Consider the following 21,966-nt stretch of genomic DNA (forward strand, 5'->3'; position numbering starts at 1 on the left):
GCTGACGGAGACGTCTTTCGGCGTTTACCGGGCCGAAGGCTTCCACGAGGACGGTCGCTCCGTTAGCCGCATGGGTCACGACGTCCCACTTCTGATGAAGGAAACCGCCGAAGACGCGAGGAATCTGCCGAAGCGGCGAGGCAGCTTGTCGCATACCGAAATTTAATCCGGCCGGCACTGTTGGGGCCATAATGGAACCCTACATCTCCTCTCGCGCTTGGTTTGGCGCGAAGGAGACAGATCATGACGCCGCAGGAACGCCAGCTCGTCGACGACCTTTTTGACCGGCTTTCTAAGCTGGAGAATGCACAGCGCGATCCCGATGCGATCGCCGCGATCTCCGACGGGCTGCGCAAGGCGCCCGGCGCCATCTACGCGCTGGTGCAGACCACGCTGGTCCAGGACGAAGCGCTGAAGCGCGCCAATGCCCGCATCCAGGAGCTGGAAGCGGCCCACGCGCCCGAGCAGGCGCAGTCCGGCGGCTTCCTCGACACCATGCGCGACACATTGTTTGGCGGCGGCCCGTCCCGCGGCTCGGTGCCGAATGTGCCGCAGCGTGAGCAGCGTCCGGCTTGGAACACCGGCCAGGCGATGCCGCAAGGCCAGCCGGGTTACGGCGCGCCGCCTTACGGACAGGCTTACGGCCAAGGTCCGGGTCAGGGCGCTCCGCCGATCGGCGGTGGCGGCGGCTCGTTCCTCGGCACGGCGGCGGCAGCCGCGGCCGGCGTCGTCGGCGGCTCGCTGCTGCTCTCGAGCATCCGCGGCATGATGGGCGGATCGCACCAGCAGGGTTTTGGCGACAGCAACGCGCTCGGCGACCGCAGCGCTGGTGGAAGTCCTTGGGGCGGCGGCGATCAGTCCGGCGGCTCGCTGGCGCGCGAGGCCGGCCTCGATGACATTGGCTCGAACCGGGAATCCCGCCAGGGCTTCTTCGACCAGGCGTCGAACGAGCGCGACAACTACGACCAGAACTACGGCAACGATCACGACGACAGCTTCGACACGGCCGACAACAGCGATTTCGGCGGCGACGACGACGGCGGCAGCGATTACGCGTAGGCCATTCGACCGACAGATGTGGAACGGCCGCCTCCGGGCGGCCGATTTCTGTTCAAGCAGAGCTCAACGCACTTCTGCTCTGCCACCACACCATGATGCCATTCGATATAATATGACTAGTGCGTGCGTTGTCGGACAGCACCGTGCAGAACGTCACGAGGTGCGCCTGACTTCACCATGCCGGGCGAAATCGTCCTCCGACACACGCCGCCGTAGACTCCCGGATTTCCAAATTTGGACATGGGTGTTCAATTGGAAGAACACACTGCTTATGCCACACATCGTGGCTGCCTCTCTTGGCTACAGTCGGGGGTTTTAAGAATGAGTTCACTTCAACAGCGCATCGCGACCCTGAGCGACGTCACGACCCATCTCATCACCGAATTGTACGAGTTGGAGGGACTGCACGAGCGCCTCAGGAAGGCAGAGCTGTCGGTGCGGCGGCTGAACCGCTCGGCTCGCGCACCGCATTCGGCTTCATCAGCTCGTCCTCGCCGCGCCGCTGTCCCTCGTCGCGGGTCGAGGCACCGTCAGCGGACGTAGGACTATTCAGGCGGACGTTTGGCGGCGGCAGCGTCCCTTCGACGCCGCGCATTTCGAGCCGACGCGGCACCCGGACTTGATCGCTCCATCGAGCGCATGACGCTTCACATCACCACGACCTTGGTGCCGACATTGACGCGGCCGTAGAGATCGATGACGTCCTCGTTGCGCATGCGGATGCAGCCGGAGGAGACGTTGGTGCCGATGGTCCAGGGCTCGTTGGAGCCGTGGATGCGATAGAGCGTCGATCCCAGATACATCGCACGGGCACCGAGCGGATTTTCCGGGCCGCCTTCCATGTGCCTGGGCAGATCGGGCCGGCGCGCGAGCATTTCCGCCGGCGGCGTCCAGTCCGGCCATTCGCGCTTGGCGGTGATCGATTTCACGCCGGACCAGGTGAAGCCGGGACGGCCGACGCCGATGCCGTAGCGCAATGCCCGGCCGTTGCCCTCGACGAGATAGAGGAACTTGTTCGGCGTATCGACCACGATCGTGCCGGGACTTTCCTTGCCGCTATAGTCAACGAGTTGTTTCTCGAATTTCGGATCGAACGGACGCTGCCGCGGATCGACCGCCTCCTGCTGCAGAGACGCGCCCTGCTGATATCCGCCTTGTTGATACCCACCTTGCATCTGCGGCTCGCCCATCGGCGGCAGGCGCCGCTGGTCGTAATAGCCCGGCTGCTGCTGATACACCGGCCGCTCCGGCGCGTAGGCCGGGCCGCGGCCGGGGCCATCGCCGAACAGGAATTCGATGAAGCCGCCGCCCATGTTGGAATGGGACGCCACGCGCACCGGCGCCGGCGGCACGCGCGGCTGGTACAGCACCGCGGGCGGATCGTTCGGCACGCTGTTGTCGAAGGCGCCCGCGTCGTTCGCGCCGGCCATGAAGGTGCAAGCGCTGCCGAGCAGCGCGACAGACATTTTCTTGAACATCGACGTACTCTGTACTGTTTCGTCTAGATCACATGCGTCGTGGAGAGCCGGTGGCTGATCCGCGCTCTTCGACGTGGTCAATAAAAAGCAAAAGCCGTTTTGTTTGGTAAACGGACAGCGCGTTTGGATTCACCACGTCGCGAGCGCGCCTGCAATTTGGCGATCAGCGTTTATTTTCGATGAACGCCGCGCGGTGATGGTTAATCGCTTCTTTGCGCCGCGTCGCGCGCGGCCGATCAGCAGTTCCTGCTGTGAACTTCGTGTTAAATCGCTTCTGCCTACAAAGACGCGTGAGTGAGGTGGGGGGAGTATCCTGATGGCTGTTCACCGCAAGCGTTTTCGCGTCGAAGATATCGTCGGTGGCGAGATGCCCATTGTAGACGTAACTGAAGAGGCACTCCCGATGCATAGCGAGATCATGGCCGAGCTGCGCGCGATCCGCGCCCAGATGGCGAAGGGCATCGTCGCGGCCCCGCTGTCCGGCAGCGCTGCCATGGCGGCGATCGACGCCTCGACCGCGCACGAGCTTGCCGAAGCGCGCACCATGCTCGATACCTACCGGGCGCAGATCGAGCAGTGCGAGAAGCTGAAGGTCGAGCTCGACCTCATCCACGACGCCATCGACCGCACCAAGCGCGAGATCGCGACGCTGCACGGCAAGAGCTTCGACGGCGGCGAGATGGCCAAGGTCAACGGCGAGCTCGGCGCGGTGGTCGGCGGCACCGAGCAGGCGACCCAGCAGATCCTCGAAGCCGCGGAATCGATCGACCAGGCCGCCAGCGCGATGTCGAAGGTGGACTCGATCGATCAGCAGAAGCGCCTTGCCGACGACATCCAGGAACGCGTCATCTCGATCTTCGAAGCCTGCAACTTCCAGGACCTGACCGGCCAGCGCATCAGCAAGGTCATGGGCACGATGAAGTTCATCGAGCAGCACATCAACGCGATGATGGAGATCTGGGGAGGCGTCGACGCGATCAAGTCCCATGTGCCCGCGCAGGTCGACAACCGCAGCGAGGAGGAGAAGCTCCTCAACGGCCCCAAGCTCGCCGGCGACGTCGGCCACGCCTCGCAGGACGACATCGACGCGCTGTTCGACTGAGCGGCGACGACATCGGAATACCAAAACGCCGGCCTTGGGCCGGCGTTTTTTGTTTTGGCCGGTGCAGATCGTGAACTCTTCTTCTCCCCTTGTGGGAGAAGGTGGCGCGAAGCGCCGGATGAGGGGTTCTCTCGACTCGCAAGACCGTTCGTGAGGAGATAGACCCCTCACCCGTCTCGCCGCTACGCGGCGAGCCACCCTCTCCCACAAGGGGAGAGGGTAAGAGACCGTCACGCCCTCGGCGCGCAGCGGACGTAGACCATGTTGCCGTAGCGGGTGCCGGCGTCCTTGTCGATGAAGCGGGTGATCATGACGCGACCGTCGAAGGAGACGATTTCGCGGTCCTGGTCGCCGGGGGTCGGGCCGGCCGGCCCGATGTAGTTCTTGCCGCTCGGCGAGCCCTTCAGCCGCAGCTCCTGCGGCGTCGCCTGGTCGGCGAGATGCATGATCACGCCACCGGAGGAACCGGCGGTGATCACGTAGGGGTTCCTGCATTGCTCACGCGCCATCTTCTCGGTGCGGGCGCGATCGGCCGGGTTCTGGAACGAGGCGAGGCCCCAGCGGCCGACGATCTCGTCGGCGCGGATGCTGGCGGGCATTTCCGGAGCGACGCCAGGTTCGGCTTCGGGCGGCGGCGGGGACGACGTGAGGGACGGCAGGTTGAAGCCGCCGCCGCAGGCGCCCAGCAGCAGCGCCAGACAAGAGGCGGCCGCCAGATTGGCAACCGTGCGCGCGTGAGCCGAACTGATCATGGCATTCCCCCGAACAAGACCATGGCCGCACCCCTCCCGCAGCCAAGCGCAAAACCGCTGCCGGAGCAATGACGTCGTTCTTTACGGCGACGCCCCGAGCGAGTTTCCAATGCCACCATCCTATATCCGCCTCAACAATCGCTTAACCACCTTTGCTTGACAGGATCGCGGCCAAGCCATATTTCCGGACCCACTATTAGCACTCGGAAAGCCCGATTGCTAAGCGCGCCGTTCGATCCTCGACGCGAGGGCGGACGGAAGCGCCGCCCCACCGACCCCACTACTTCCGAAGCGAGCCTCCAAAGGGAAACGTCATGGCTAAATCCAAATTTCGTCCGCTGCATGACCGTGTCGTGGTCAAACGTATCGACGCCGAGGAAAAGACCAAGGGCGGCATCATCATTCCGGACACGGCCAAGGAAAAGCCGTCCCAGGGCGAGGTCGTCGCCGTCGGCCCCGGCGGCCGCGACGAGACCGGCAAGCTGATCCCGATCGACCTCAAGGTCGGCGACCGCGTGCTGTTCGGCAAGTGGTCGGGCACCGAGGTCAAGATCGACAACGAAGAGCTCCTGATCATGAAGGAGTCGGACATCATGGGCGTGCTGGCCTAAGGCCGTCCGCCTGAACAGCCGCTGAATGTCATGCCCGGATCCAGGCGATCCGGGCATCCATCGTTCCGCCGCACGGCACAAGACAACACACATCACATAACACGAGGGATTGCAGACCATGGCTGCCAAAGACGTCAAGTTTTCCGGAGACGCGCGCGATCGCATGCTGCGCGGCGTCGACGTTCTCGCCAACGCCGTCAAGGTGACGCTCGGCCCGAAGGGCCGCAACGTCGTCATCGAGAAGAGCTTCGGCGCCCCCCGCATCACCAAGGACGGCGTCACGGTCGCCAAGGAGATCGAGCTCGAGGACAAGTTCGAGAACATGGGCGCCCAGATGGTGCGTGAGGTCGCCTCCAAGACCAACGACCTCGCCGGCGACGGCACCACCACCGCGACCGTGCTGGCCCAGGCCATCGTGCGCGAAGGCGCCAAGGCGGTCGCCGCCGGCATGAACCCGATGGATCTCAAGCGCGGCATCGACACCGCGGTTGCCGCCGTCATCAAGGACATCGAGAAGCGCGCCAAGCCGGTCGCCGCCTCCTCCGAGGTCGCCCAGGTCGGCACCATCTCGGCCAACGGCGATGCCGCCATCGGCAAGATGATCGCCCAGGCGATGCAGAAGGTCGGCAACGAGGGCGTCATCACCGTCGAGGAGAACAAGTCGCTCGAGACCGAGGTTGATATCGTCGAGGGCATGAAGTTCGACCGCGGCTATCTCAGCCCCTACTTCGTCACCAATGCCGAGAAGATGACCGCCGAGCTCGAGGACGCCTACATCCTCCTGCACGAGAAGAAGCTCTCGGGCCTGCAGGCCATGCTGCCGGTGCTGGAGGCCGTGGTGCAGTCGGGCAAGCCGCTCGTCATCATCGCCGAGGACGTCGAGGGCGAGGCGCTGGCCACCCTGGTCGTCAACCGGCTCCGTGGCGGCCTGAAGGTGGCCGCGGTGAAGGCGCCGGGCTTCGGTGACCGCCGCAAGGCCATGCTGGAGGACATCGCGATCCTGACCGGCGGCCAGCTGATCTCCGAGGAGCTCGGCATCAAGCTCGAGAACGTCACGGTGAAGATGCTCGGCCGCGCCAAGAAGGTGGTGATCGACAAGGAGAACACCACGATCGTCAACGGCGCCGGCAAGAAGCCCGACATCGAGGCCCGCGTCGGCCAGATCAAGGCGCAGATCGAGGAGACCACCTCGGACTACGACCGCGAGAAGCTCCAGGAGCGCCTCGCCAAGCTCGCCGGCGGCGTCGCGGTGATCCGCGTCGGCGGCGCCACTGAGATCGAGGTCAAGGAGAAGAAGGACCGCGTCGAGGACGCGCTCAACGCCACCCGCGCCGCGGTTCAGGAAGGCATCGTCCCGGGCGGCGGCGTCGCGCTGCTCCGCGCCAAGAAGGCGGTCGGCCGTCTCACCAACGCCAATGACGACGTCCAGGCCGGCATCAACATCGTGCTGAAGGCGCTGGAAGCCCCGATCCGCCAGATCTCCGAGAACGCCGGCGTGGAAGGCTCGATCGTGGTCGGCAAGATCCTGGAGAACAAGTCCGAGACCTTCGGCTTCGACGCCCAGAACGAGGACTATGTCGACATGGTCGAGAAGGGCATCATCGATCCCGCCAAGGTGGTGCGCACCGCGCTGCAGGACGCCTCTTCCGTGGCCGGCCTCTTGGTGACTACCGAAGCCATGGTCGCCGAGATGCCGAAGAAGGAAGCTCCGCCCGCGATGCCCCCCGGCGGCGGCATGGGCGGCTTCTAAGCCTTCCGTTCCGTGACAGAGTTGCGAAGGCCGCCTCCGGGCGGCCTTCTTTTTTGCCGACCCTGCCCGTTTCGCTTTCCGATTCAACCAGCGGCCAAAACCCACTACGGTGGCGCGCCGATTCTGATTGTTTGGGCATGATCCTAGAGACCGCTTCACGCTTTCCGGATCATGGCCGTTGCGCGAGGATGTCATCGATGCGTGCGCTTCTGGTTTGCTCCACGGCCGTTCTGGCCCTGCTCGCCGTTCCGCCGCAGGCCTCCGCCCAGATGAAGCTGTCGCCGAAGGCGACCGCGCCGGGGGGAACCGAGACGCGCTATTTCACCGCGATGGACGGGCTGATGGACGGCAATGCCGACGTGATCCTGAAGGAGACGCGCCAGGGCAAGACGCTGACCGCGGCGGTGCTCGACGTCTGCTACCCCATCGCGAAGAACTCCGACCGCAAGGACCGCTTCGTCGTCAACCTCCAGGTCGCCGGCCAGACGCTGACCGGAACGACGCAGAGCATCAGTGAGAAGTCGCCGGTCAGCGTCAAGCTGACGCGCAAGCAGTCCGGCGACATGTTCGAATTCCGCGGCCAGATCGCGGTCGGCCAGGCGGTGACCGAAGTGACCTCGCCGGACAATTCCGATCTCAGCGAAAAGGAATTCCTGGACAGTCAGGCCTCCGACGACGGCATCACGCCGCAGCCGAAGGATTTCACCGACGTCTCGCCGGAAGCGATCGCGGTCAAGGTCAAGCTCGACGCCGCGACCGACTTCCTGAAGAGCCTGAAGGGCCAGGAGGTCGAGGTGACGCTGGCGAGCCTCAATGTCGGCTGCGACGCGCTGCGCGCGGGCGAGCAGACCATCACCATGTCGGTCGATCCCGAGCGCGCCGGCGCGCTGCTGGCGAAGTTCAAGGCAATGCCGGGCGTCACCGCCGCAGGCTGGACCGCGGGCATGACCGAGATGGACCGCACCATCCGCTTCCCTGCGGCCGACTGGCGCGAGGGCGACAAGATCAACAAGGGCAAGCTTGCAACGGCGGTGGCGAGCGTGCTGAGCAGGACGCTCGCCGCAAAGCCGGTCACGCAAAACTTCAACCCGGCCACCGGCAGGCTCAAGCTGGTGTTCAAGCGGCCGAACCAGGACTTCCCGGCGCTCGAGCTCATCGACACGATCGAGGTCGCAGGCCTGGTCTCGCCCGACAAGCCGGGCACCACGGACAAGCTCATGCTCTGGATCGGCAGCCCGGCGACCACGACGGCCGACGAGGGCAGCGGGGCCAGGCTCAATCTGTCTGACGATGCCAGCCTCGACGAAGAAGGCGATCTGCCCGACGACAACGGCTCGATCGAGGCGCTCGTCAAGGAGCTGAAGGGCCAGCGCTGGGACGCCGACAAGTCGGTGTGGAAGTAGGCTGAGACAGCCACCGCTGTCATCGCCCGGCTTGACCGGGCGATCCAGTACTCCGAGACAGCAGCGATGGAATCGATAGGCTGCGGCGTACTGGATTCCCCGCCTTTGCGGGGAATGACAGAGGCCTAATTCCCCGTCGTCCTGAAGCGCAGCGGCTTCGGGCCGATCAGCGTCAGCACGTCGCCCTGGCGCTTCCAGGTCTCGACGCTGCCGAGGGCTGCGACGAGCTCGTCGTCGGCCTGCGCTCTCGCCGGCGGACAGTTGCGGTTCTGGATCTGGCCGGGCACGAAGATCACGGTGTTGCCGGCGACCGAGAACTGGCCCTTGCCGCCCTTGCACCAGAGCTCCAGCACGACCTCGCCATTGTCGCCGATCTCGATGTTGGGAATCCGCTTCGAGCCTGCCTGCGGCAACGCCTCCAGCGTCATCTCGGTGCCGAACGGAAACCCCTCCTGAGCACGCGCGAGTGTGGACATCGCGAACATTGCAACCGCCGCACACACCAATCGCTGGAACGAAACCATGAGACCTCTCGACCGACCTGACTTGCCGCACCTTCTATGAGACGGCGGGGGCGTTGAGAAGGTTCGCGCATGGTCGATGCAGGCGCACCGGCATGGCGAAGCCCGGGGCGCCTTCGAAGACCACGCCGAACGAGAAAGCGATCGGCAGCCAGTTGCAGCCGCGGCGCGAAGTTCTCGCGCATCCGGCGGTTCCCGTCCGCTCACAAGGTCGCGAAATCCCGGAGCACCCTGCCCCGCACCGGCGGGCACCATGCTAGGGTTGCTGGCTGCGACAATCCAACGCAAATTGCAGAACTTGCGACTTTCGTCTAAGCGCGCCCATTTCCGCCATCGCCTCAGCTATTTGGCTCTGGGCATCGTGCACATCCCCTGAGGAGATCCAGCTCTGTGAACAACATCCGCGCCACGCTCGCGATCGTCTGGCGAATCGCCATCCCTTATTTCCGATCAGAGGACAAATGGGCCGGCCGCGGCCTGCTCGGCGCGGTGATCGTGATCGAACTGCTGCTGGTCGCCATCGATGTGCTCGTGAACCAATGGTACAGCCGCTTCTACAATTATCTCCAGGAGCGCGACTGGAACGGCTTCGTCTGGGAGCTGGGCGTCTTCACACTGCTCGCGAGCGCCAGCGTCGCGCTTTCCGTCTACCAGCTCTATCTCAATCAGTGGCTCCAGATTCGCTGGCGGCAATGGCTGACGCGTCACTATCTGGGCGAATGGCTGAATAGCGCGACCCACTATCGGATGCAGCTCAAGGGCGATGCGGCCGACAACCCGGACCAACGCATCACCGACGACGTCAGGAGTTTCGTCGAGCAGACTCTCAATATCGGCATCGGGCTGCTCTCCTCGATCGTCACGCTGCTCTCGTTCGTGGTCATTCTGTGGGGGCTGTCGAACGCGGCACCGCTGCATATCTCCGGCCTCGACTTTCCCATCCCCGGCTATTTGGTGTGGGCGGCGCTCGTCTACGCGATCTTCGGCACCGCGCTCACGCACTGGATCGGTTCGCCTCTCGTCAATCTCAACTTCGAGCAGCAGCGCTACGAGGCCGACTTCCGCTTCAACCTCGTCCGCGTGCGCGAGAACTCCGAACAGATCGCACTGCTCAAGGGCGAAGGCGCCGAACGCGAACGACTGCTGCACCGCTACGGCTATGTCGTCGGCAATTGGTACGCGATCATGAGCCGGACCAAGCGTCTGACTGCTTTCACGGCGAGCTATTCCCAAGCCGCCGTGATCTTCCCCTTCATCCTCACCGCGCCTGCCTATTTTGCCGGTAAGATTCAACTTGGAGGGATGGTGCAGACCGGCTCCGCCTTCGGCAGCGTGCAGAAGGCCCTGTCCTTCTTCGTGAGCGCCTACCGATCCCTGGCCGAATGGCGTGCGGTGGTTGCCCGTCTCGATGGCTTCGAGATGTCGGTCGCCTCGGCGGTCAATCTGCCGGCACATGAGCCTGCCATCGCGCTGGAGGTCGCCGGCCGCCATATCGACCTCGAGCAGCTCTGCGTGAACCTGCCCAACGGCACGCCGCTGGTGGCCGCCAAGGCCTTCACCATTCAGGCCTCGGAGCGCGTACTGGTGACCGGACCGTCCGGCTCCGGCAAGTCCACGCTGTTCCGGGCCATCGCCGGCATCTGGCCGTTCGGCACCGGCACGGTTGTGGTCCCGGAAAAGGCAAAGCTGATGATGCTGCCGCAGCGGCCCTATTTCTCGGTCGGTGTGTTGCGCGATGCCGTGGTCTATCCGGCAGCGCCGGGCGCGTTCGACGCCGCGCAGGTCCGCGAGGCCCTGATCGCGGTCGGGCTGCCCGATCTCGCCGAGCGGCTGGACGAGGACGGCCACTGGAACAGGATGCTCTCGCTCGGCGAGCAGCAGCGTCTCGGGCTAGCGCGAGCGCTGCTGCATGCGCCGGACTATCTGTTCCTGGACGAAGCCACCGCCTCGCTCGACGAGCCGTCGGAAGCCCGGCTCTACCGGCTGCTGGCGGAGAGACTGCCGCAGGCCACCATCGTCTCGATCGGCCACCGCTCGACGCTCGATGCCTTCCACACCCGCAAGGTGGCGCTCGTGAAGGACGGTGCGATCCACGTCGTCGGCGGCGAGCGGACTGCGGCGGAGCCGAGCGCCGCGCGCTGAGGCGAGCGCTGGGTTGCCGCTGATCATCAAGTTCGAGTCGTCACTCCATACACGCGTCAAGCCCGGCCATGACGGCGTGGAGAAAAGCAAAAGGGCGGCAGGTTGCCCTGCCGCCCTCGCGAAGTCGTTTCGGAAAGAAGCTTACTTCAGATTGCTCATCGCCGTCAGGTCGAACGAGAGCTTGGCCACGCCGGCCGCGCTGCACCAGTTGGAGCCGAAGCCGCCCGGGTTGATGGGGGTGAAGCTTCCGGTGAACTTCGCGGTGTGATCGCTGGTCAAGGCGTTGCAGTCGCCCTTGTTCAGGTCGGTGTCGTGATAACGCAGATCGAGCGTGAACACCTTGTAGGTGAAGCCGACGCCGACGTTCCAGGTGTTATAGCTCGGCTCCTTGATGCCGTTCGCATAAACCGGATCGCCCGCGATGCCGTAGAAGATGTCGGAAGTGCCGAACCACTGCCGGCCGAACTCACCCGACACATACATGCCGACGCCGCTGGCACCGAAGATTGTGCTCGGGGCGGTCCACTTGGCCGTGATCGAGGCGTAATTGCCCCAGGCGCCGAGGTTCAGGAAGTTCGGCGAGTAGTACTCGTTGAAGCCGACCGTCCACTGGTCGTTGATGACGACGTTCAGCTTGGCGTAGGCTTCGAAGAAGCTGGCGTCCTTCTTGGCGAAGTTGCCGTTGATCGGAAGGCCGATTGCGCCCTGCGAGTAGTCGATGTCGCCGCCACAATTGCCCTGAGCCAATGTGTACTGCGAGCCGAAGCATTGTCCGCCCGGATAGAGGTAGCCCCAGAGACCGAAGTCGAAGGCGAACATGCCGAAGGTCGGGCGGATACCGCCGTAGAAGTCGACTTCCGCCGCAGCGCGGTTCGGGAAGGAGATGCTCGAGGCGGACGTACCGACGTAGAGCTGCAAGTCCTTGGTGACGTTGTAGCGAGGCTCGAAATAGGCCGTGACGGCCGGCTTATGGTTCGACTGGGTGATGCCGCGGAAGACGTAATCGCTCATGATGCCGCCGCCGAAGGCGATATCCCAAGGATCGAACGCCGGGGGCGGCGGGGCCTTCAATGCCTTCACGCGCAGATCTGCCGCGAACGCCGAACCCGTCGTCACCATTGCCAGCGCCGTTGCCAACAAAGCCACTTTTTTCATTTCGATCCCCATCTACCCGTTCTTACTTAGCAGTCGCCCCCGGAAGCCCCCCGGGGCATGCGGCCTACCTGCAAAATTGCGTCACTGCGGCAATTTGGATCGATGGACAGGAACCGTGAAGCAAAAAGCACGGGCATCTGCCGACTTTTTAGGCGTTTTGACGAATTCACGAAAGGTTGTCAGGCTGTGTGGCTTCTCGATCACATTATTTGCATTCCAAGGTGCAGTGCAGACCCGTGTAAACCCGGGGATCGCCAGGCGGCGTGACACCTTCGCTACGAATCAGGGTGGGCCCGGAGCGCCAGCCGCCAAGGGCGGCTTCCGCGATGCAAAAAGGCCGCAGCACCGGGGGGTGCCGCGGCCTTCTCGTTACAATCCCAAGTAACAATCCCGAGTAACAGTCCCGAGTGACAGTCCCGAGTGACAGTCCGAAGGCGATGAGAGACCGCCTTCCTACCCCTGCCCCTCGGCCGGCGCCGCTTCCGCAGAAGACGAAGGCATCGCCCAGCTTGTCTCGGCGGGCGCGGGGGTCTCCGCCGGTGCCGACGGCTTCGGAGCAGGCGCTGCCTTCGCCTTCTTCGGTGCCGCCTTCTTCGCGGCCTTCTTCGGAGCAGCCTTCTTGGCCGCCGACTTCTTTGCGGTCGTCTTGGCAGCCTTCTTCGGGGCGGCCTTCTTGGCAGATTTCTTGGCAGATTTCTTGGCAGATTTCTTGGCGGTCTTCTTGGCCGCCTTCTTCTTCGTCGCCTTCTTCGCGGACTTCTTCGCCGCTACGGCCTTCTTGGCCTTTTTGGCCTTCTTGCTTTTCTTCTTCTTCGCTTTCGCCATCGTGGTCCTCCTGTTGCCGCCGAACAATGCTTGATCGGGCGTCTTCAGTCGTCACCTCGGGAGGACAGTTCGGGCTCCTGAAAGCTCAAACCTGCGCGTTCAGTGCCGGCCGCGCCCCGCCCGTCGCCCAATCGAGAAGCTCAATCGTGTGTACGACCGGAACTGACGTGCCACTGGCAATCTGCACCATGCAGCCGATATTGCCCGCGGCAATCATGTCCGGCTTGACGCTCGCGATGTTGGCGACCTTGCGATCACGCAACCGACCCGCAAGCTCGGGCTGGAGAATGTTGTAGGTCCCCGCCGAACCGCAACACAAATGGCTCTCGGGCACATCTTTCACCACGAATCCATTCTTGGAAAGCAATTCTTTCGGAAGCCCTGTGATTTTCTGTCCATGCTGCAACGAACACGCGGAGTGATAGGCGACGACGATGTCGTCCGCTCGCGCCGCGGTCGCAAGCTCGAGGCCGGCGACGTATTCGGTGATGTCCTTGGCGAGCGCCGAGACCCTCGCAGCATCGGCCGCGAACGCTGTGTCCTCGCGCAGGAGATAGCCGTAATCCTTGATCACCGTGCCGCAGCCGGAGGTCGTCACCAGGATGGCATCGAGCCCCTCGCCGGCCATTTCCTTCCGCCACGCCGCGACGTTGGCGCGAGCCCGCGCCAGCGCATCCTCGTCGTTGCCGAGGTGATGGGTCAGCGCGCCACAGCACTGCTCGTCCCTGACAAGGACGACCTCGATGCCGTGGCGGGTCAGGAGACTGATGGCGGCCTGGTTGATGCGCGGCGCCAGCACCTGCTGGGCGCAGCCCTGGAGCAGTGCCACACGGCCGCGCTTCTTGCCCAGCGCCGCGAACACGCTGCCGGCGGCGGGCCCTGCGGGCGGCAGCCGGTCCGGCGCCAGCGCCAGCATCGCCTTGATGCGCTGGATCAAGCCCGGCGTCGCCGCAGGCCGGGGTGTCGGCAGCAAGACGCCGAGCGGACGGACGAGCCGCGCCAACCACATACTGACGCGAAAGCGCTGCGGGTCCGGCAGGACGAAGGCCAGCACCTGGCGCAGCAGCCGCTCGGTCAGCGGCCGCCGATAGCGCTGCTCGATTTGCACCCGGGCCTGATCGACCAGGTGCATGTAGTTCACGCCCGAGGGGCAGGTCGTCATGCAGGCAAGGCACGACAGGCAACGGTCGATATGCTTGACCACGTCGGCGGTCGGCGCCTGGTCCTTCTCCAGCATCTCCTTGATCAGATAGATGCGGCCGCGCGGGCTATCGAGCTCGTCGCCGAGCAGCACATAGGTCGGGCAGGTTGCGGTGCAGAAGCCGCAATGGACGCAGGCGCGCAGGATCTTGTCGGCTTCCGCGATATCGGGGTCGGCGAGCTGCGCGAGTGAGAATTCGGTCTTCATCAGCCAGCGCTCCGCGTGAGCCGCCCCCGGTTGAGAATGATCTTCGGATCGAAGCTGGCGCGCACCCGCTCGCTCAGCGCGGCAATCCCCGGCGCCTGCGGATGGAACACGTCGACCTCGCGCCTGACATCATCAGTCGCCCGGATCAGCGTGGCATGCCCGCCGGCCGCGTTCGCGTGCGCACGCACCGCCGGGGCATGCGCGTCCGGCTTCGGCGGGAGCGCCGCCCAGATCAGGCCGCCGCCCCAATCGTAGATCACATCGCCCCCCGTCTCGCGCGCCAGCTGCGTGCCCAGCGCCGCGCCCGAGGCCGGCGGGCAGACGATCCGCCAGACCGGCCAGGCGCCGAGCGCGCCGCTCGCCGCGAACGGCAGCACGTCGCGGATCGCGCTCCACAGGGCCGCGGATGCCACGTCCTCGATCAGCGTCGCGGTTCCAAACGGCGCCAGCAATTGGCGCAGCGAGCCGGCGCGGTGCGCAGCGGACGCGGTGATGCCCTCGAGCCGCAGCACGGTCAGCGCCTCGGCCTCGCCTTGGCCCGCAATGTCGCCTAGCCCCTCGGTCCCGGCCCGGAGTGCGGATTTCGGCAGATGCGCGGCGGCGGAGACGTCGAAGGGCGAGCCCAGCGCCGCAGTCATGGCCTTGTTGGCGGCGGCATCATCTAACCCGCGCAGCAACAGCGTCCGCTCGGCCTCGGGCTTGGGCATCACCTTGAGCGTGACCTCGGTCATCACCGACAGCGTGCCCCAGGACCCCGCCAGCAGCTTGCAGAGGTCGTAGCCGGTGACGTTCTTCACCACCTTGCCGCCGGTCTTGAAGCTGTCGCCGAAACCCGAGACGGCATGCGCGCCGAGCAGGTGGTCGCGCGCTCCGCCCGCCCGGATCCGCCGCGGCCCGGCGAGCCCTGCCGCGATCATGCCGCCGATGGTGCCTGTTGCCGTCGTGCCGAGCAGCGGGGCGGTGTTTACAGGCTCGAAGGCGAATTGCTGGTTCTTGGCGTCGATCAGCGCCAACACGTCGGCCAGCGGCGCGCCGGCCTGGAGCGTGATGATGAGCTCGTTCGGCTCGTAGGCGGTGACGGCATTGAGTGCGGAGACGTCGAGCACGGCGTTGGTCGCCATGGCGTGGCCGATGCCGCGCTTACCGCCATGGCCGATGATCTCGAGCGGCTGCTCGCTCGCGATCGCCGCGCGCACCACCTCTTCGACGTCTTTAGCGTCTCTGACCTTGAGCGTATCCACGGGAAAAGGCGGTAGCGAAATTCGCGCAGGAAATCAATTCGACCCGCGACGGAACGCTGGGCCGCGGCGACATTCGCACTACGATCTTCATCGAACCATTGCCGCCCAGAGCCGCGCTATCGAATGGAGCATTCTCAAGGAGCTCCATCATGACCGAACAGGCAATGAATCAAGAGGCCGGCCACCCGGCCATCGGCGGCGGACTTCTCGTCGTGGCGCAATGGGAAGCAAAGGCCGAAGAGGTCGACCGGGTTGCTGAAATCCTGCGCGGCTTCCTCCCTCAGGCGCAGCGCGAGCCAGGCGTCAAGCTGTTCCTGATCTCGCGCGCCAAGGACAATCCGGCCCAGTTCCTGTTCTACGAGTTGTTCCGCGACGAAGACGCCTTTAGGGCGCACCAGGAGAGCGCGCATTTCAAGAGCTACATCGCGGAACAGGCGCTGCCGCTGCTAACCAGGCGCGAACGCGCGCAATACGCCCTGCTGTGAATGATCTGCTTCCTCCTTGCGAGCCAGGGCGATCGCCTATGACTCGCAGCGGCGGGCTGCGTGCAAGCTGGGGCTGGATCAAGCCCCGGCCTTGCACGTGATCCCGCCGTCGACAACGAGCTCGATGCCCGTCACGTATTTCGACTCGTCCGAGGCCAGGAACAGCGCGGCGTTGGCGACGTCGAATGCATCGCCCATATGGCCCATCGGCACCTGGGCGTCGCGCGCGCGCCACATCGCCTCGACATCGCCCTTGGCGTAGCTGGCGGCGAGGCCGGCGGAGTGCTCGACCATCGGCGTCTTCATCAGGCCGGGCAGGATCGCGTTGACCCGGACGTGATGGCGCGCGAACTCGATCGCTGTGGTGCGCGTCATCTGGTTCATCGCCGCTTTCGAGGCGCCGTAGGTAACGTAGGAGATGCCCATGTGGCGGATCGAGGCGATCGAGGAGATGTTGATGATCGAACCGCCGCCCTGCTTCACCATGACGGGAACGACGTGCTTCATGGCGAGATAGGCGCTCTTGAGGTTGACGCTGAAGACGCGGTCCCAGCTGTCTTCGCTCACCTCGACGACACTGCCCATCTCGGCGATGCCGACATTGTTGTCGAGCACGTCGATGCGGCCATAGGCCTTGAGGCACGCCGCGACCATCGCCTCGATCTCGGCAGGCCGCGACACGTCGGCCGTGAACGCAATCGCCTTGCCGCCCTCGCCGCTGATGATCCTGGCGGTCTCCTCGGCCGCGGCACCGTTGCGATCGACGCAGAACACCTGCGCGCCCTCGCGCGCAAAGGTCACCGCGGTCGCCTTGCCGTTACCCCAGCCTGGACCGATCGAGCCGGCCCCCACCACCATCGCAACCTTGCCCTTGAGCCGATCCATCGCGTGTCTCCCGTGTTGTTGTTCTTGTAGCTCGGATGGAGCGCAGCGCAATCCGGGGCAGTGGTCCCGGATTACGCTTCCGCTCCATCCGGGCTACGGTTCTTTGCAGACGCTCAACGTGGTCACGTTAGCACCAATGGGATGCCCGACAATCTCCGACAATGTCCGGCACGTCCCGTCATGGCAGAGTCGCCATTCTCCGGCCGCGCCGGAATCGCCGAGCACCAATTCCGGCATCGGCGCACGCTGCGGCCGCCATTGAAACCAGCCGTCGACCAGCCGCGCCTCGGCCGGCGGCTCCATGCCGGGGCCGGTGCCCTTGACGCGGGCTTGCACCAGCTCGAGGCCGGCGGGCGTGAGGCGCCAGTCTTCCTGCCATTCGACCTTCGCGATCGAATGCGTCCAGACAAGCGTGAACGCGGATAGCGTCAGCGCTTTCACGCCGCCCGCTGTCGCAAGACAGAGGCTCACACCGCCTCGACCGGCGCCGGCGGACGCTGCCGCCATTGCCACAGCACCAGCGCGGCGGCGAGCACGAAGCCCGCGCTGTCGCTGAAGGGGAATTCGCCGAGCAGGCAGAACGCGGCGCCGAGCGCGACCAGGCGCTCGATCAGCGTCAGCCGCGTGAACAGGAAGCCGATCGCGGCCATGCCGAACAGGCCGATCGCCACCAGCGCCTTCAAGCTCGCCAGCGCCACCGCCCCGTAGAAGCCGAGCTTGGCCGCCATGGGATCGCCGGCCTGCAGCATCAAGGCCGGCGAATAGACGAAGATGAAGGGAATGACGTAGCCGGCGAGCGCGATGCGCATCGCCTCCCAGCCGATCTTGTCCGGGTTCTCCTTGGCGATTGGCGCGGCCGCAAGCGCGGCGAGCGCCACCGGCGGCGAGAGGTCGGCCATGATGCCGTAATAGAATGCGAACATGTGGCTCGCGATCAAGGGCACGCCGAGCTTGGCCAGCGCGGGAGCTGCGAGCGCGGCGGTGATGATGTAGGTCGGGATGGTCGGGATGCCGGTGCCGAGCAGGATCGACAGCAGCATGGTCATGACCAGCGCCAGGAACAGGCTCTTCTCGCCGAGTCCGATCACCCAGCCGCCGAAGATGGTGCCGACGCCGGTCTGCGACATCATGCCGATGATGACGCCGACGATCGCGCAGGCCATGCCGACGGTGATGGCGGATTTCGCGCTCTCGGCCAGCGCATCGCGGCAGGCCCGCAACGCCGCAAAGCCGCCGCGCACGAACGCCGTGATCACGATCAGGCCGACCACGACGGTCGCGACCGGCACGATCTGGAGGCCGTCGCGCGACAATGCCGCGACGACGAGCGCGAGCCCGACCCAGAAGATGGTGCGGATCACGTTCGAGGAGGCGCCCGTCGTGATGGCGGTGCCGAGGATCAGCGTCACCGTGAGCGCAAGGCCCATGCTGCCGGCATAGAGCGGCGTAAAACCCTCGAACAGCATGTAGACCAGCGCCGCGAGCGGCAGCACGAGGTACCAGCGCGTCACCAGCGCCTTCCAGGCGCTCGGGATCTCCGAGCGCTTCATGCCGACCAGGCCGTGCTTGCCGGCTTCCAGATGCACCATCCAGAACGCGGAGGCGAAATAGAGGATCGCGGGGATCGCGGCGGCCTTGACGATCTCCGAATATTGCACGCCGAGCGTCTCGGCCATGATGAAGGCGACCGCCCCCATCACCGGCGGCATGATCTGGCCGCCCATCGAGGCCGTCGCCTCGACGCCGGCTGCGAAGGCGCGGCGGTAGCCGAACCTGATCATCAAGGGAATCGTGAACTGACCGACGGTGACGACGTTGGCGACGCCCGAGCCGGAGATGGTCCCCATCATGCCCGAGGCGAACACCGCGACCTTGGCAGGTCCACCGCGGGTGCGGCCGAACAGGCCGAGCGAGACGTCGGTGAACAGCTGGATCATGCCGGCGCGCTCCAGGAACGAGCCGAACAGGATGAACAGGAAGATGTAGGTCGCGGAGACGTAGACCGGCACGCCGTAAAAGCCTTCGGTGCCGAACGACAGATGCGTGACGATCTGGTCGAAATCATAGCCGCGATGGTTGAGCGGCGACGGCAGGTACTGACCGAAGAACCAATAGACGAGACACGCACCGCACATCAGCGGCAGCGCCGCGCCCATCAGCCGCCGCGTGCCCTCGAAGATCAGCACCGCGAGTAGGGTGCCGACGGCGAGATCGAGCCTGGTCGGATCGCCGTCGCGCGCGATCAGGTCGGCATAGAAGATCCATTGGTAGAGACCGCAGTAGAAGCCGGCGGCGCCGATCGCCCAGCCCAGCGCACGGCCGAAATTGCTCTTCGCGGTGAAGTTGGCGATCAGGCCGAAGGTGAGCAGGAGCAGGAAGCCGACATGGACGCCGCGCACCACCTGGCTCGGCAGATAGTTGAAGGCGGCGACGTAGAGCTGGAAGATTGCGAACGCGATGCCGATCCAGTAGGCGAGCCGGCCCCACCAGCCCGGGCCGAAGCCTTCCGGAAAACCATGCTCGAAATTGTCGAACTCGACCTTGACCTTGTCGGGCGCGATCTCAGTCCCCTCTGCCTTTTCCAGCATCTCAGCCCATCCCCAATCGTCGAGCGCTTGTAGCATTGGCACGGTATGTCCCGAGCCGTCATGCCCGGGCTTGTCCCGGGCATCCACGAAACTTCCATGCACAGCCGCAGAACGTGGATGGCCGGGACAAGCCCGGCCATGACGTCCGACGACAGGAGCTGATTACTTGATCAGCCCCTTTTCCTTGTAATAGCGGATCGCGCCGGGGTGCAGCGGGACCGGGCTGCCGGTGGCGGCGGTCTCGAGCTTGATCTCCTTGCCGGCCGCGTGCGCAGTGACGAGTTCGGGCAGCGATTCATAGACCAGCTTGGTCATCTGATAGGCGAGATCGTCCGAGACGGCGGAGCTGGTGACCAGATAATTGATCACGGCCGCAGTCGGCACGTCCTTGTCCTGGCCGGTATAGGTGTTGGCCGGAATAGTCGCCGCCACGAAGGGCGGGCCGATCTTGTCGACGGTCTCCTTCGGCACCGACACCACCGTGATCGGGCTCGAGGTCGAGAGGTCCTTCAGCGAGGCGACACCGAGCCCGGCCGATTGCAGCGTGGCGTTGAGCTGCCGGTTCTTCATGAGATCGACGGATTCGGCAAAGGGCAGATATTCGACCTTGCCGAGCTCCTTGTAGCTCATGCCGGCAGCGGCCAGGATCGCGCGGGAGTTCAGCTCGGTGCCCGACTTCGGTGCACCGACCGACAGGCTCTTGCCCTTGAGATCGGCGAGCGTCTTGATGCCGCTGTCGGCGGTCGCGACGATCTGGATGTAGTTCGGGTAGATCGCGCCGATGGTGCGGAGCTTGTCGAGCTTGGTCTTGAAGCCCGCCTCCTCCTCGCCCTCCCAGGCGGCTTTCAGCGAGTCGCCCAGCGTGAACGCCAGCTCGCCGCGGCCCTGCTGCAGCAGGATCAGGTTCTCGACCGACGCCTTGGTGGCCTGCACCTGCGTCTTCACGTTCGGGATCTTGTCGCCGTAGATCTTTCCGATCGCGACCCCGAGCGGATAGTAGACGCCCGAGGTGCCACCGGTCAGCACGTTGATGAAGGATTGCGCCTGGGCGCAAGGTGCCGACGCCGCCAGAGCCAGAGCCGCGGCTGCGCCGAAAATCGTCCGTTTCATGGTTGTTGTACTCCCCAAACCGGCGGCGAAATTGGCCGGATGAGGGATGCGGGTCAACCCATCCAAAAGGCAAAACAGGACTGCGGCAAAGGGCCGTTCCCGCTGGGTTCTTGGGAACCGGACGGTGCGGCGAGGTGGCGCAGCGGGACTGGAGTCGCGTTAGGTTCGAGTCGGAGCGGCTTGCTCGGTCACCTCTCCCGCTTGCGGGAGAGGTCGCGCCGAAGGCGCGGGTGAGGGTTTTCTCCTCTAGGAGATTGTCCCGATGCGGAGACACCTCTCCCCAGCCCTCCCCCGTGGCGGGGCAGGGAGCGCACCGTCTACGCAGTGGCTATCGAGCGCTCGCTCACTGGAACGTCATGTCCAGGCATTTGGAGATGTCCGAGCCGAGGCCGGAGGAAATGGTGATGCAGCCGCGCACCTTCTGCGCGCCGACGTCGGCGGCCCAGACCGAATAGCCGCCGGGGCCGAAGAACGAATTGGTGTTCGGCGGCTCGGTCTCGGTGGCGTCGAAATCGTACTTGCCGTCGGTCTCGAAAATGCGCGGTTTCTTGGTGCAGCCGCCGTCGGTCTGGACGTTGATGACTTCCTTGTTGTCGCGGGTCAGCGCCAGGGAGACCTGGCAGCGGAAATATTCCGAGGTCCTAGTATTGAAGAGATAGGTGTAGGACTTGCAGGTCGCCGTGTTCAGCTTGCCCGGGGCAAGGCCGCGGCTGCACGAAATCCGCTGGTTGTGGCTGAGCCGGTAGTCATCGGCTTGGGCGGCCGGCGCCAGCGCCGTGAGCAACAGCGCGGCAGCCGAGCAGGCTTTGACGACTAGGTTCATTCGAATCATCCCCACCAATATTTTTGTCGAGTTGCGTTCTAAACGGAAAGCGGAACATAGTCGCGAGGGGACGGAGGGAAAATCACAAACTGCTGGGCAAGACGTGATGCGCTGCGGCGCTATCGCAAGTTGACCGGGACGCATCGTTCGTGATTTGTTCAATCATGGAATGTCCCGATCTTGGGAGGATGGGATGACGGCATTTTCAATCAAGACATTTGCACTCGCAGCCGCGCTCGGCGCATTGGTAGCGCCCGCATTGGCGCAAACCGCAGCGACGCCCTGGGAGCTGAAGACCGACACCGGCTACGCCTACGACAGGGAGGGCAAGACCTATTCCTACAAGATGGGCACCAGCAACGCCGGCGAGCTCTTGAAGGGCGCCAAGAAGGTGCCCAAGGGCACACTGTTCTTCATCGGCCAGAACGGCCAGCTCTACATGCGCACCGGCCCGTATCTGGAGGGTGACGGCAAGTTCAAGTTCGGGCCGGATCAGTAAGCGGAGAAGGCGGGCGGCTGCCCCGCCACTTACTCGGTGTCATCGTCCGCGAAGGCGGACGATCCAGTATTCCAGAGCCCTTGTGGTTGAATCGAGAGGCCGCGGCGTACTGGATGCCCCGCCTTCGCG

Annotated in this window: 21 protein-coding genes; 8 read left to right on the forward strand and 13 right to left on the reverse strand. The window is 64.8% G+C overall.

Annotation, left to right across the window (positions count from 1 at the left end; all coding sequences use genetic code 11):
* Positions 1-243: 243 nt before the first annotated feature.
* The gene (locus I6F16_RS25605) at positions 244-1,059 is read left to right on the forward strand and encodes a DUF2076 domain-containing protein (RefSeq protein WP_036014279.1); all 816 of its coding nucleotides are present in this window, start codon (positions 244-246) and stop codon (positions 1,057-1,059) included.
* A 415-nt stretch (positions 1,060-1,474) separates the two neighbouring features.
* On the opposite strand, the gene I6F16_RS25610 is transcribed toward I6F16_RS25605, so the two are convergent.
* Both I6F16_RS25610 and I6F16_RS25615 read right to left on the reverse strand, forming a co-directional pair.
* A complete protein-coding gene (locus tag I6F16_RS25610; protein WP_146207773.1) occupies positions 1,475-1,672 on the reverse strand; it encodes a hypothetical protein in 198 nt (65 codons plus the stop codon).
* 34 nt (positions 1,673-1,706) lie between these two features.
* Complete coding sequence (locus I6F16_RS25615; RefSeq protein ID WP_225113352.1) at positions 1,707-2,537, reverse strand: L,D-transpeptidase; 831 nt, start codon at positions 2,535-2,537, stop codon at positions 1,707-1,709.
* Positions 2,538-2,853: 316 nt separating this feature from the next.
* Between I6F16_RS25615 and I6F16_RS25620 the strand changes: the two genes are divergently transcribed.
* The gene (locus I6F16_RS25620) at positions 2,854-3,639 is read left to right on the forward strand and encodes a protein phosphatase CheZ (protein WP_225113353.1); all 786 of its coding nucleotides are present in this window, start codon (positions 2,854-2,856) and stop codon (positions 3,637-3,639) included.
* A 230-nt stretch (positions 3,640-3,869) separates the two neighbouring features.
* Here the strand turns inward: I6F16_RS25620 and I6F16_RS25625 are convergent, their stop codons facing one another.
* Positions 3,870-4,391 (reverse strand): hypothetical protein, encoded by a 522-nt coding sequence (locus I6F16_RS25625; RefSeq protein ID WP_036014287.1) that lies wholly within the window; start codon positions 4,389-4,391, stop codon positions 3,870-3,872.
* A gap of 314 nt (positions 4,392-4,705) precedes the next feature.
* On the opposite strand from I6F16_RS25625, the gene I6F16_RS25630 reads away from it, so the two are divergent.
* The 3 genes from I6F16_RS25630 (at position 4,706) to I6F16_RS25640 (ending at position 8,155) form a co-directional block, all read left to right on the forward strand.
* A complete protein-coding gene (locus I6F16_RS25630) occupies positions 4,706-5,002 on the forward strand; it encodes a co-chaperone GroES (RefSeq protein ID WP_025033779.1) in 297 nt (98 codons plus the stop codon).
* 118 nt (positions 5,003-5,120) lie between these two features.
* The gene (gene groL / locus I6F16_RS25635) at positions 5,121-6,752 is read left to right on the forward strand and encodes a chaperonin GroEL (RefSeq protein WP_036014289.1); all 1,632 of its coding nucleotides are present in this window, start codon (positions 5,121-5,123) and stop codon (positions 6,750-6,752) included.
* Positions 6,753-6,949: 197 nt separating this feature from the next.
* Entirely contained in the window at positions 6,950-8,155 is a 1,206-nt protein-coding gene (locus I6F16_RS25640; RefSeq protein ID WP_225113354.1) for a hypothetical protein, read from the forward strand.
* Between the two features lie 125 nt (positions 8,156-8,280).
* Here I6F16_RS25640 and I6F16_RS25645 read toward each other — a convergent pair whose 3' ends face one another.
* Positions 8,281-8,679, reverse strand: a complete 399-nt coding sequence (locus tag I6F16_RS25645) for an META domain-containing protein (RefSeq protein ID WP_036014293.1) — start codon at positions 8,677-8,679, stop codon at positions 8,281-8,283.
* 387 nt (positions 8,680-9,066) lie between these two features.
* Here I6F16_RS25645 and I6F16_RS25650 point away from each other — a divergent pair, with 387 nt between their 5' ends.
* Entirely contained in the window at positions 9,067-10,818 is a 1,752-nt protein-coding gene (locus tag I6F16_RS25650) for an ABC transporter ATP-binding protein/permease (protein WP_109145355.1), read from the forward strand.
* A 141-nt stretch (positions 10,819-10,959) separates the two neighbouring features.
* Here I6F16_RS25650 and I6F16_RS25655 read toward each other — a convergent pair whose 3' ends face one another.
* The 4 genes from I6F16_RS25655 to I6F16_RS25670 all read right to left on the reverse strand — a co-directional run bounded on the left by I6F16_RS25655 (position 10,960) and on the right by I6F16_RS25670 (position 15,447).
* On the reverse strand, positions 10,960-11,973 hold the full coding sequence (locus I6F16_RS25655; RefSeq protein WP_036027050.1) for a TorF family putative porin: 1,014 nt from the start codon (positions 11,971-11,973) through the stop codon (positions 10,960-10,962).
* A 453-nt stretch (positions 11,974-12,426) separates the two neighbouring features.
* Positions 12,427-12,798: a histone gene (locus tag I6F16_RS25660; protein WP_225113355.1), complete on the reverse strand. Its 372-nt coding sequence runs from the start codon at positions 12,796-12,798 to the stop codon at positions 12,427-12,429.
* An 85-nt stretch (positions 12,799-12,883) separates the two neighbouring features.
* Entirely contained in the window at positions 12,884-14,206 is a 1,323-nt protein-coding gene (glcF, locus tag I6F16_RS25665) for a glycolate oxidase subunit GlcF (protein WP_074448046.1), read from the reverse strand.
* The gene (locus tag I6F16_RS25670) at positions 14,206-15,447 is read right to left on the reverse strand and encodes an FAD-binding protein (RefSeq protein ID WP_036014306.1); all 1,242 of its coding nucleotides are present in this window, start codon (positions 15,445-15,447) and stop codon (positions 14,206-14,208) included. The genes glcF and I6F16_RS25670 overlap by 1 nt, the downstream gene beginning before the upstream one ends.
* 149 nt (positions 15,448-15,596) lie before the next feature.
* Between I6F16_RS25670 and I6F16_RS25675 the strand changes: the two genes are divergently transcribed.
* A complete protein-coding gene (locus I6F16_RS25675) occupies positions 15,597-15,932 on the forward strand; it encodes an antibiotic biosynthesis monooxygenase family protein (protein ID WP_050996005.1) in 336 nt (111 codons plus the stop codon).
* A 78-nt stretch (positions 15,933-16,010) separates the two neighbouring features.
* On the opposite strand, the gene I6F16_RS25680 is transcribed toward I6F16_RS25675, so the two are convergent.
* From I6F16_RS25680 to I6F16_RS25700, 5 genes are all read right to left on the reverse strand, one after another.
* Positions 16,011-16,817 carry a glucose 1-dehydrogenase gene (locus I6F16_RS25680; protein ID WP_036027040.1) on the reverse strand — a complete coding sequence of 269 codons (807 nt, stop codon included), beginning with the start codon at positions 16,815-16,817 and terminating at the stop codon, positions 16,011-16,013.
* A 93-nt stretch (positions 16,818-16,910) separates the two neighbouring features.
* Positions 16,911-17,324, reverse strand: coding sequence for a DUF1850 domain-containing protein (locus tag I6F16_RS25685; protein WP_225113356.1), 414 nt, complete (start codon positions 17,322-17,324; stop codon positions 16,911-16,913).
* Positions 17,285-19,405, reverse strand: a complete 2,121-nt coding sequence (locus I6F16_RS25690; protein ID WP_036027038.1) for a TRAP transporter permease — start codon at positions 19,403-19,405, stop codon at positions 17,285-17,287. The genes I6F16_RS25685 and I6F16_RS25690 overlap by 40 nt, the downstream gene beginning before the upstream one ends.
* 162 nt (positions 19,406-19,567) lie before the next feature.
* Positions 19,568-20,515 (reverse strand): TAXI family TRAP transporter solute-binding subunit, encoded by a 948-nt coding sequence (locus I6F16_RS25695; RefSeq protein WP_036039897.1) that lies wholly within the window; start codon positions 20,513-20,515, stop codon positions 19,568-19,570.
* A 343-nt stretch (positions 20,516-20,858) separates the two neighbouring features.
* Positions 20,859-21,338 carry a hypothetical protein gene (locus tag I6F16_RS25700; RefSeq protein ID WP_036014322.1) on the reverse strand — a complete coding sequence of 160 codons (480 nt, stop codon included), beginning with the start codon at positions 21,336-21,338 and terminating at the stop codon, positions 20,859-20,861.
* Positions 21,339-21,531: 193 nt separating this feature from the next.
* Between I6F16_RS25700 and I6F16_RS25705 the strand changes: the two genes are divergently transcribed.
* Positions 21,532-21,837 (forward strand): hypothetical protein, encoded by a 306-nt coding sequence (locus tag I6F16_RS25705; RefSeq protein WP_036014324.1) that lies wholly within the window; start codon positions 21,532-21,534, stop codon positions 21,835-21,837.
* Positions 21,838-21,966 lie beyond the last annotated feature (129 nt).

It is taken from the genome of Bradyrhizobium sp. IC4060 (assembly GCF_020193715.1).
GTDB lineage: Bacteria > Pseudomonadota > Alphaproteobacteria > Rhizobiales > Xanthobacteraceae > Bradyrhizobium > Bradyrhizobium yuanmingense.

Coding starts and splice junctions, on each gene's coding strand:
- I6F16_RS25695 (WP_036039897.1), bottom strand. CDS start 20,515: ATGAAACGGACGATTTTCGGCGCAGCCGCGGCTCTGGCTCTGGCGGCG.
- I6F16_RS25630 (WP_025033779.1), top strand. CDS start 4,706: ATGGCTAAATCCAAATTTCGTCCGCTGCATGACCGTGTCGTGGTCAAA.
- I6F16_RS25615 (WP_225113352.1), bottom strand. CDS start 2,537: ATGTTCAAGAAAATGTCTGTCGCGCTGCTCGGCAGCGCTTGCACCTTC.
- I6F16_RS25620 (WP_225113353.1), top strand. CDS start 2,854: ATGGCTGTTCACCGCAAGCGTTTTCGCGTCGAAGATATCGTCGGTGGC.
- I6F16_RS25675 (WP_050996005.1), top strand. CDS start 15,597: ATGACCGAACAGGCAATGAATCAAGAGGCCGGCCACCCGGCCATCGGC.
- I6F16_RS25700 (WP_036014322.1), bottom strand. CDS start 21,338: ATGAACCTAGTCGTCAAAGCCTGCTCGGCTGCCGCGCTGTTGCTCACG.
- I6F16_RS25680 (WP_036027040.1), bottom strand. CDS start 16,817: ATGGATCGGCTCAAGGGCAAGGTTGCGATGGTGGTGGGGGCCGGCTCG.
- I6F16_RS25705 (WP_036014324.1), top strand. CDS start 21,532: ATGACGGCATTTTCAATCAAGACATTTGCACTCGCAGCCGCGCTCGGC.
- groL (WP_036014289.1), top strand. CDS start 5,121: ATGGCTGCCAAAGACGTCAAGTTTTCCGGAGACGCGCGCGATCGCATG.
- I6F16_RS25660 (WP_225113355.1), bottom strand. CDS start 12,798: ATGGCGAAAGCGAAGAAGAAGAAAAGCAAGAAGGCCAAAAAGGCCAAG.
- glcF (WP_074448046.1), bottom strand. CDS start 14,206: ATGAAGACCGAATTCTCACTCGCGCAGCTCGCCGACCCCGATATCGCG.
- I6F16_RS25625 (WP_036014287.1), bottom strand. CDS start 4,391: ATGATCAGTTCGGCTCACGCGCGCACGGTTGCCAATCTGGCGGCCGCC.
- I6F16_RS25640 (WP_225113354.1), top strand. CDS start 6,950: ATGCGTGCGCTTCTGGTTTGCTCCACGGCCGTTCTGGCCCTGCTCGCC.
- I6F16_RS25645 (WP_036014293.1), bottom strand. CDS start 8,679: ATGGTTTCGTTCCAGCGATTGGTGTGTGCGGCGGTTGCAATGTTCGCG.
- I6F16_RS25685 (WP_225113356.1), bottom strand. CDS start 17,324: ATGGCGGCAGCGTCCGCCGGCGCCGGTCGAGGCGGTGTGAGCCTCTGT.
- I6F16_RS25690 (WP_036027038.1), bottom strand. CDS start 19,405: ATGCTGGAAAAGGCAGAGGGGACTGAGATCGCGCCCGACAAGGTCAAG.
- I6F16_RS25655 (WP_036027050.1), bottom strand. CDS start 11,973: ATGAAAAAAGTGGCTTTGTTGGCAACGGCGCTGGCAATGGTGACGACG.
- I6F16_RS25605 (WP_036014279.1), top strand. CDS start 244: ATGACGCCGCAGGAACGCCAGCTCGTCGACGACCTTTTTGACCGGCTT.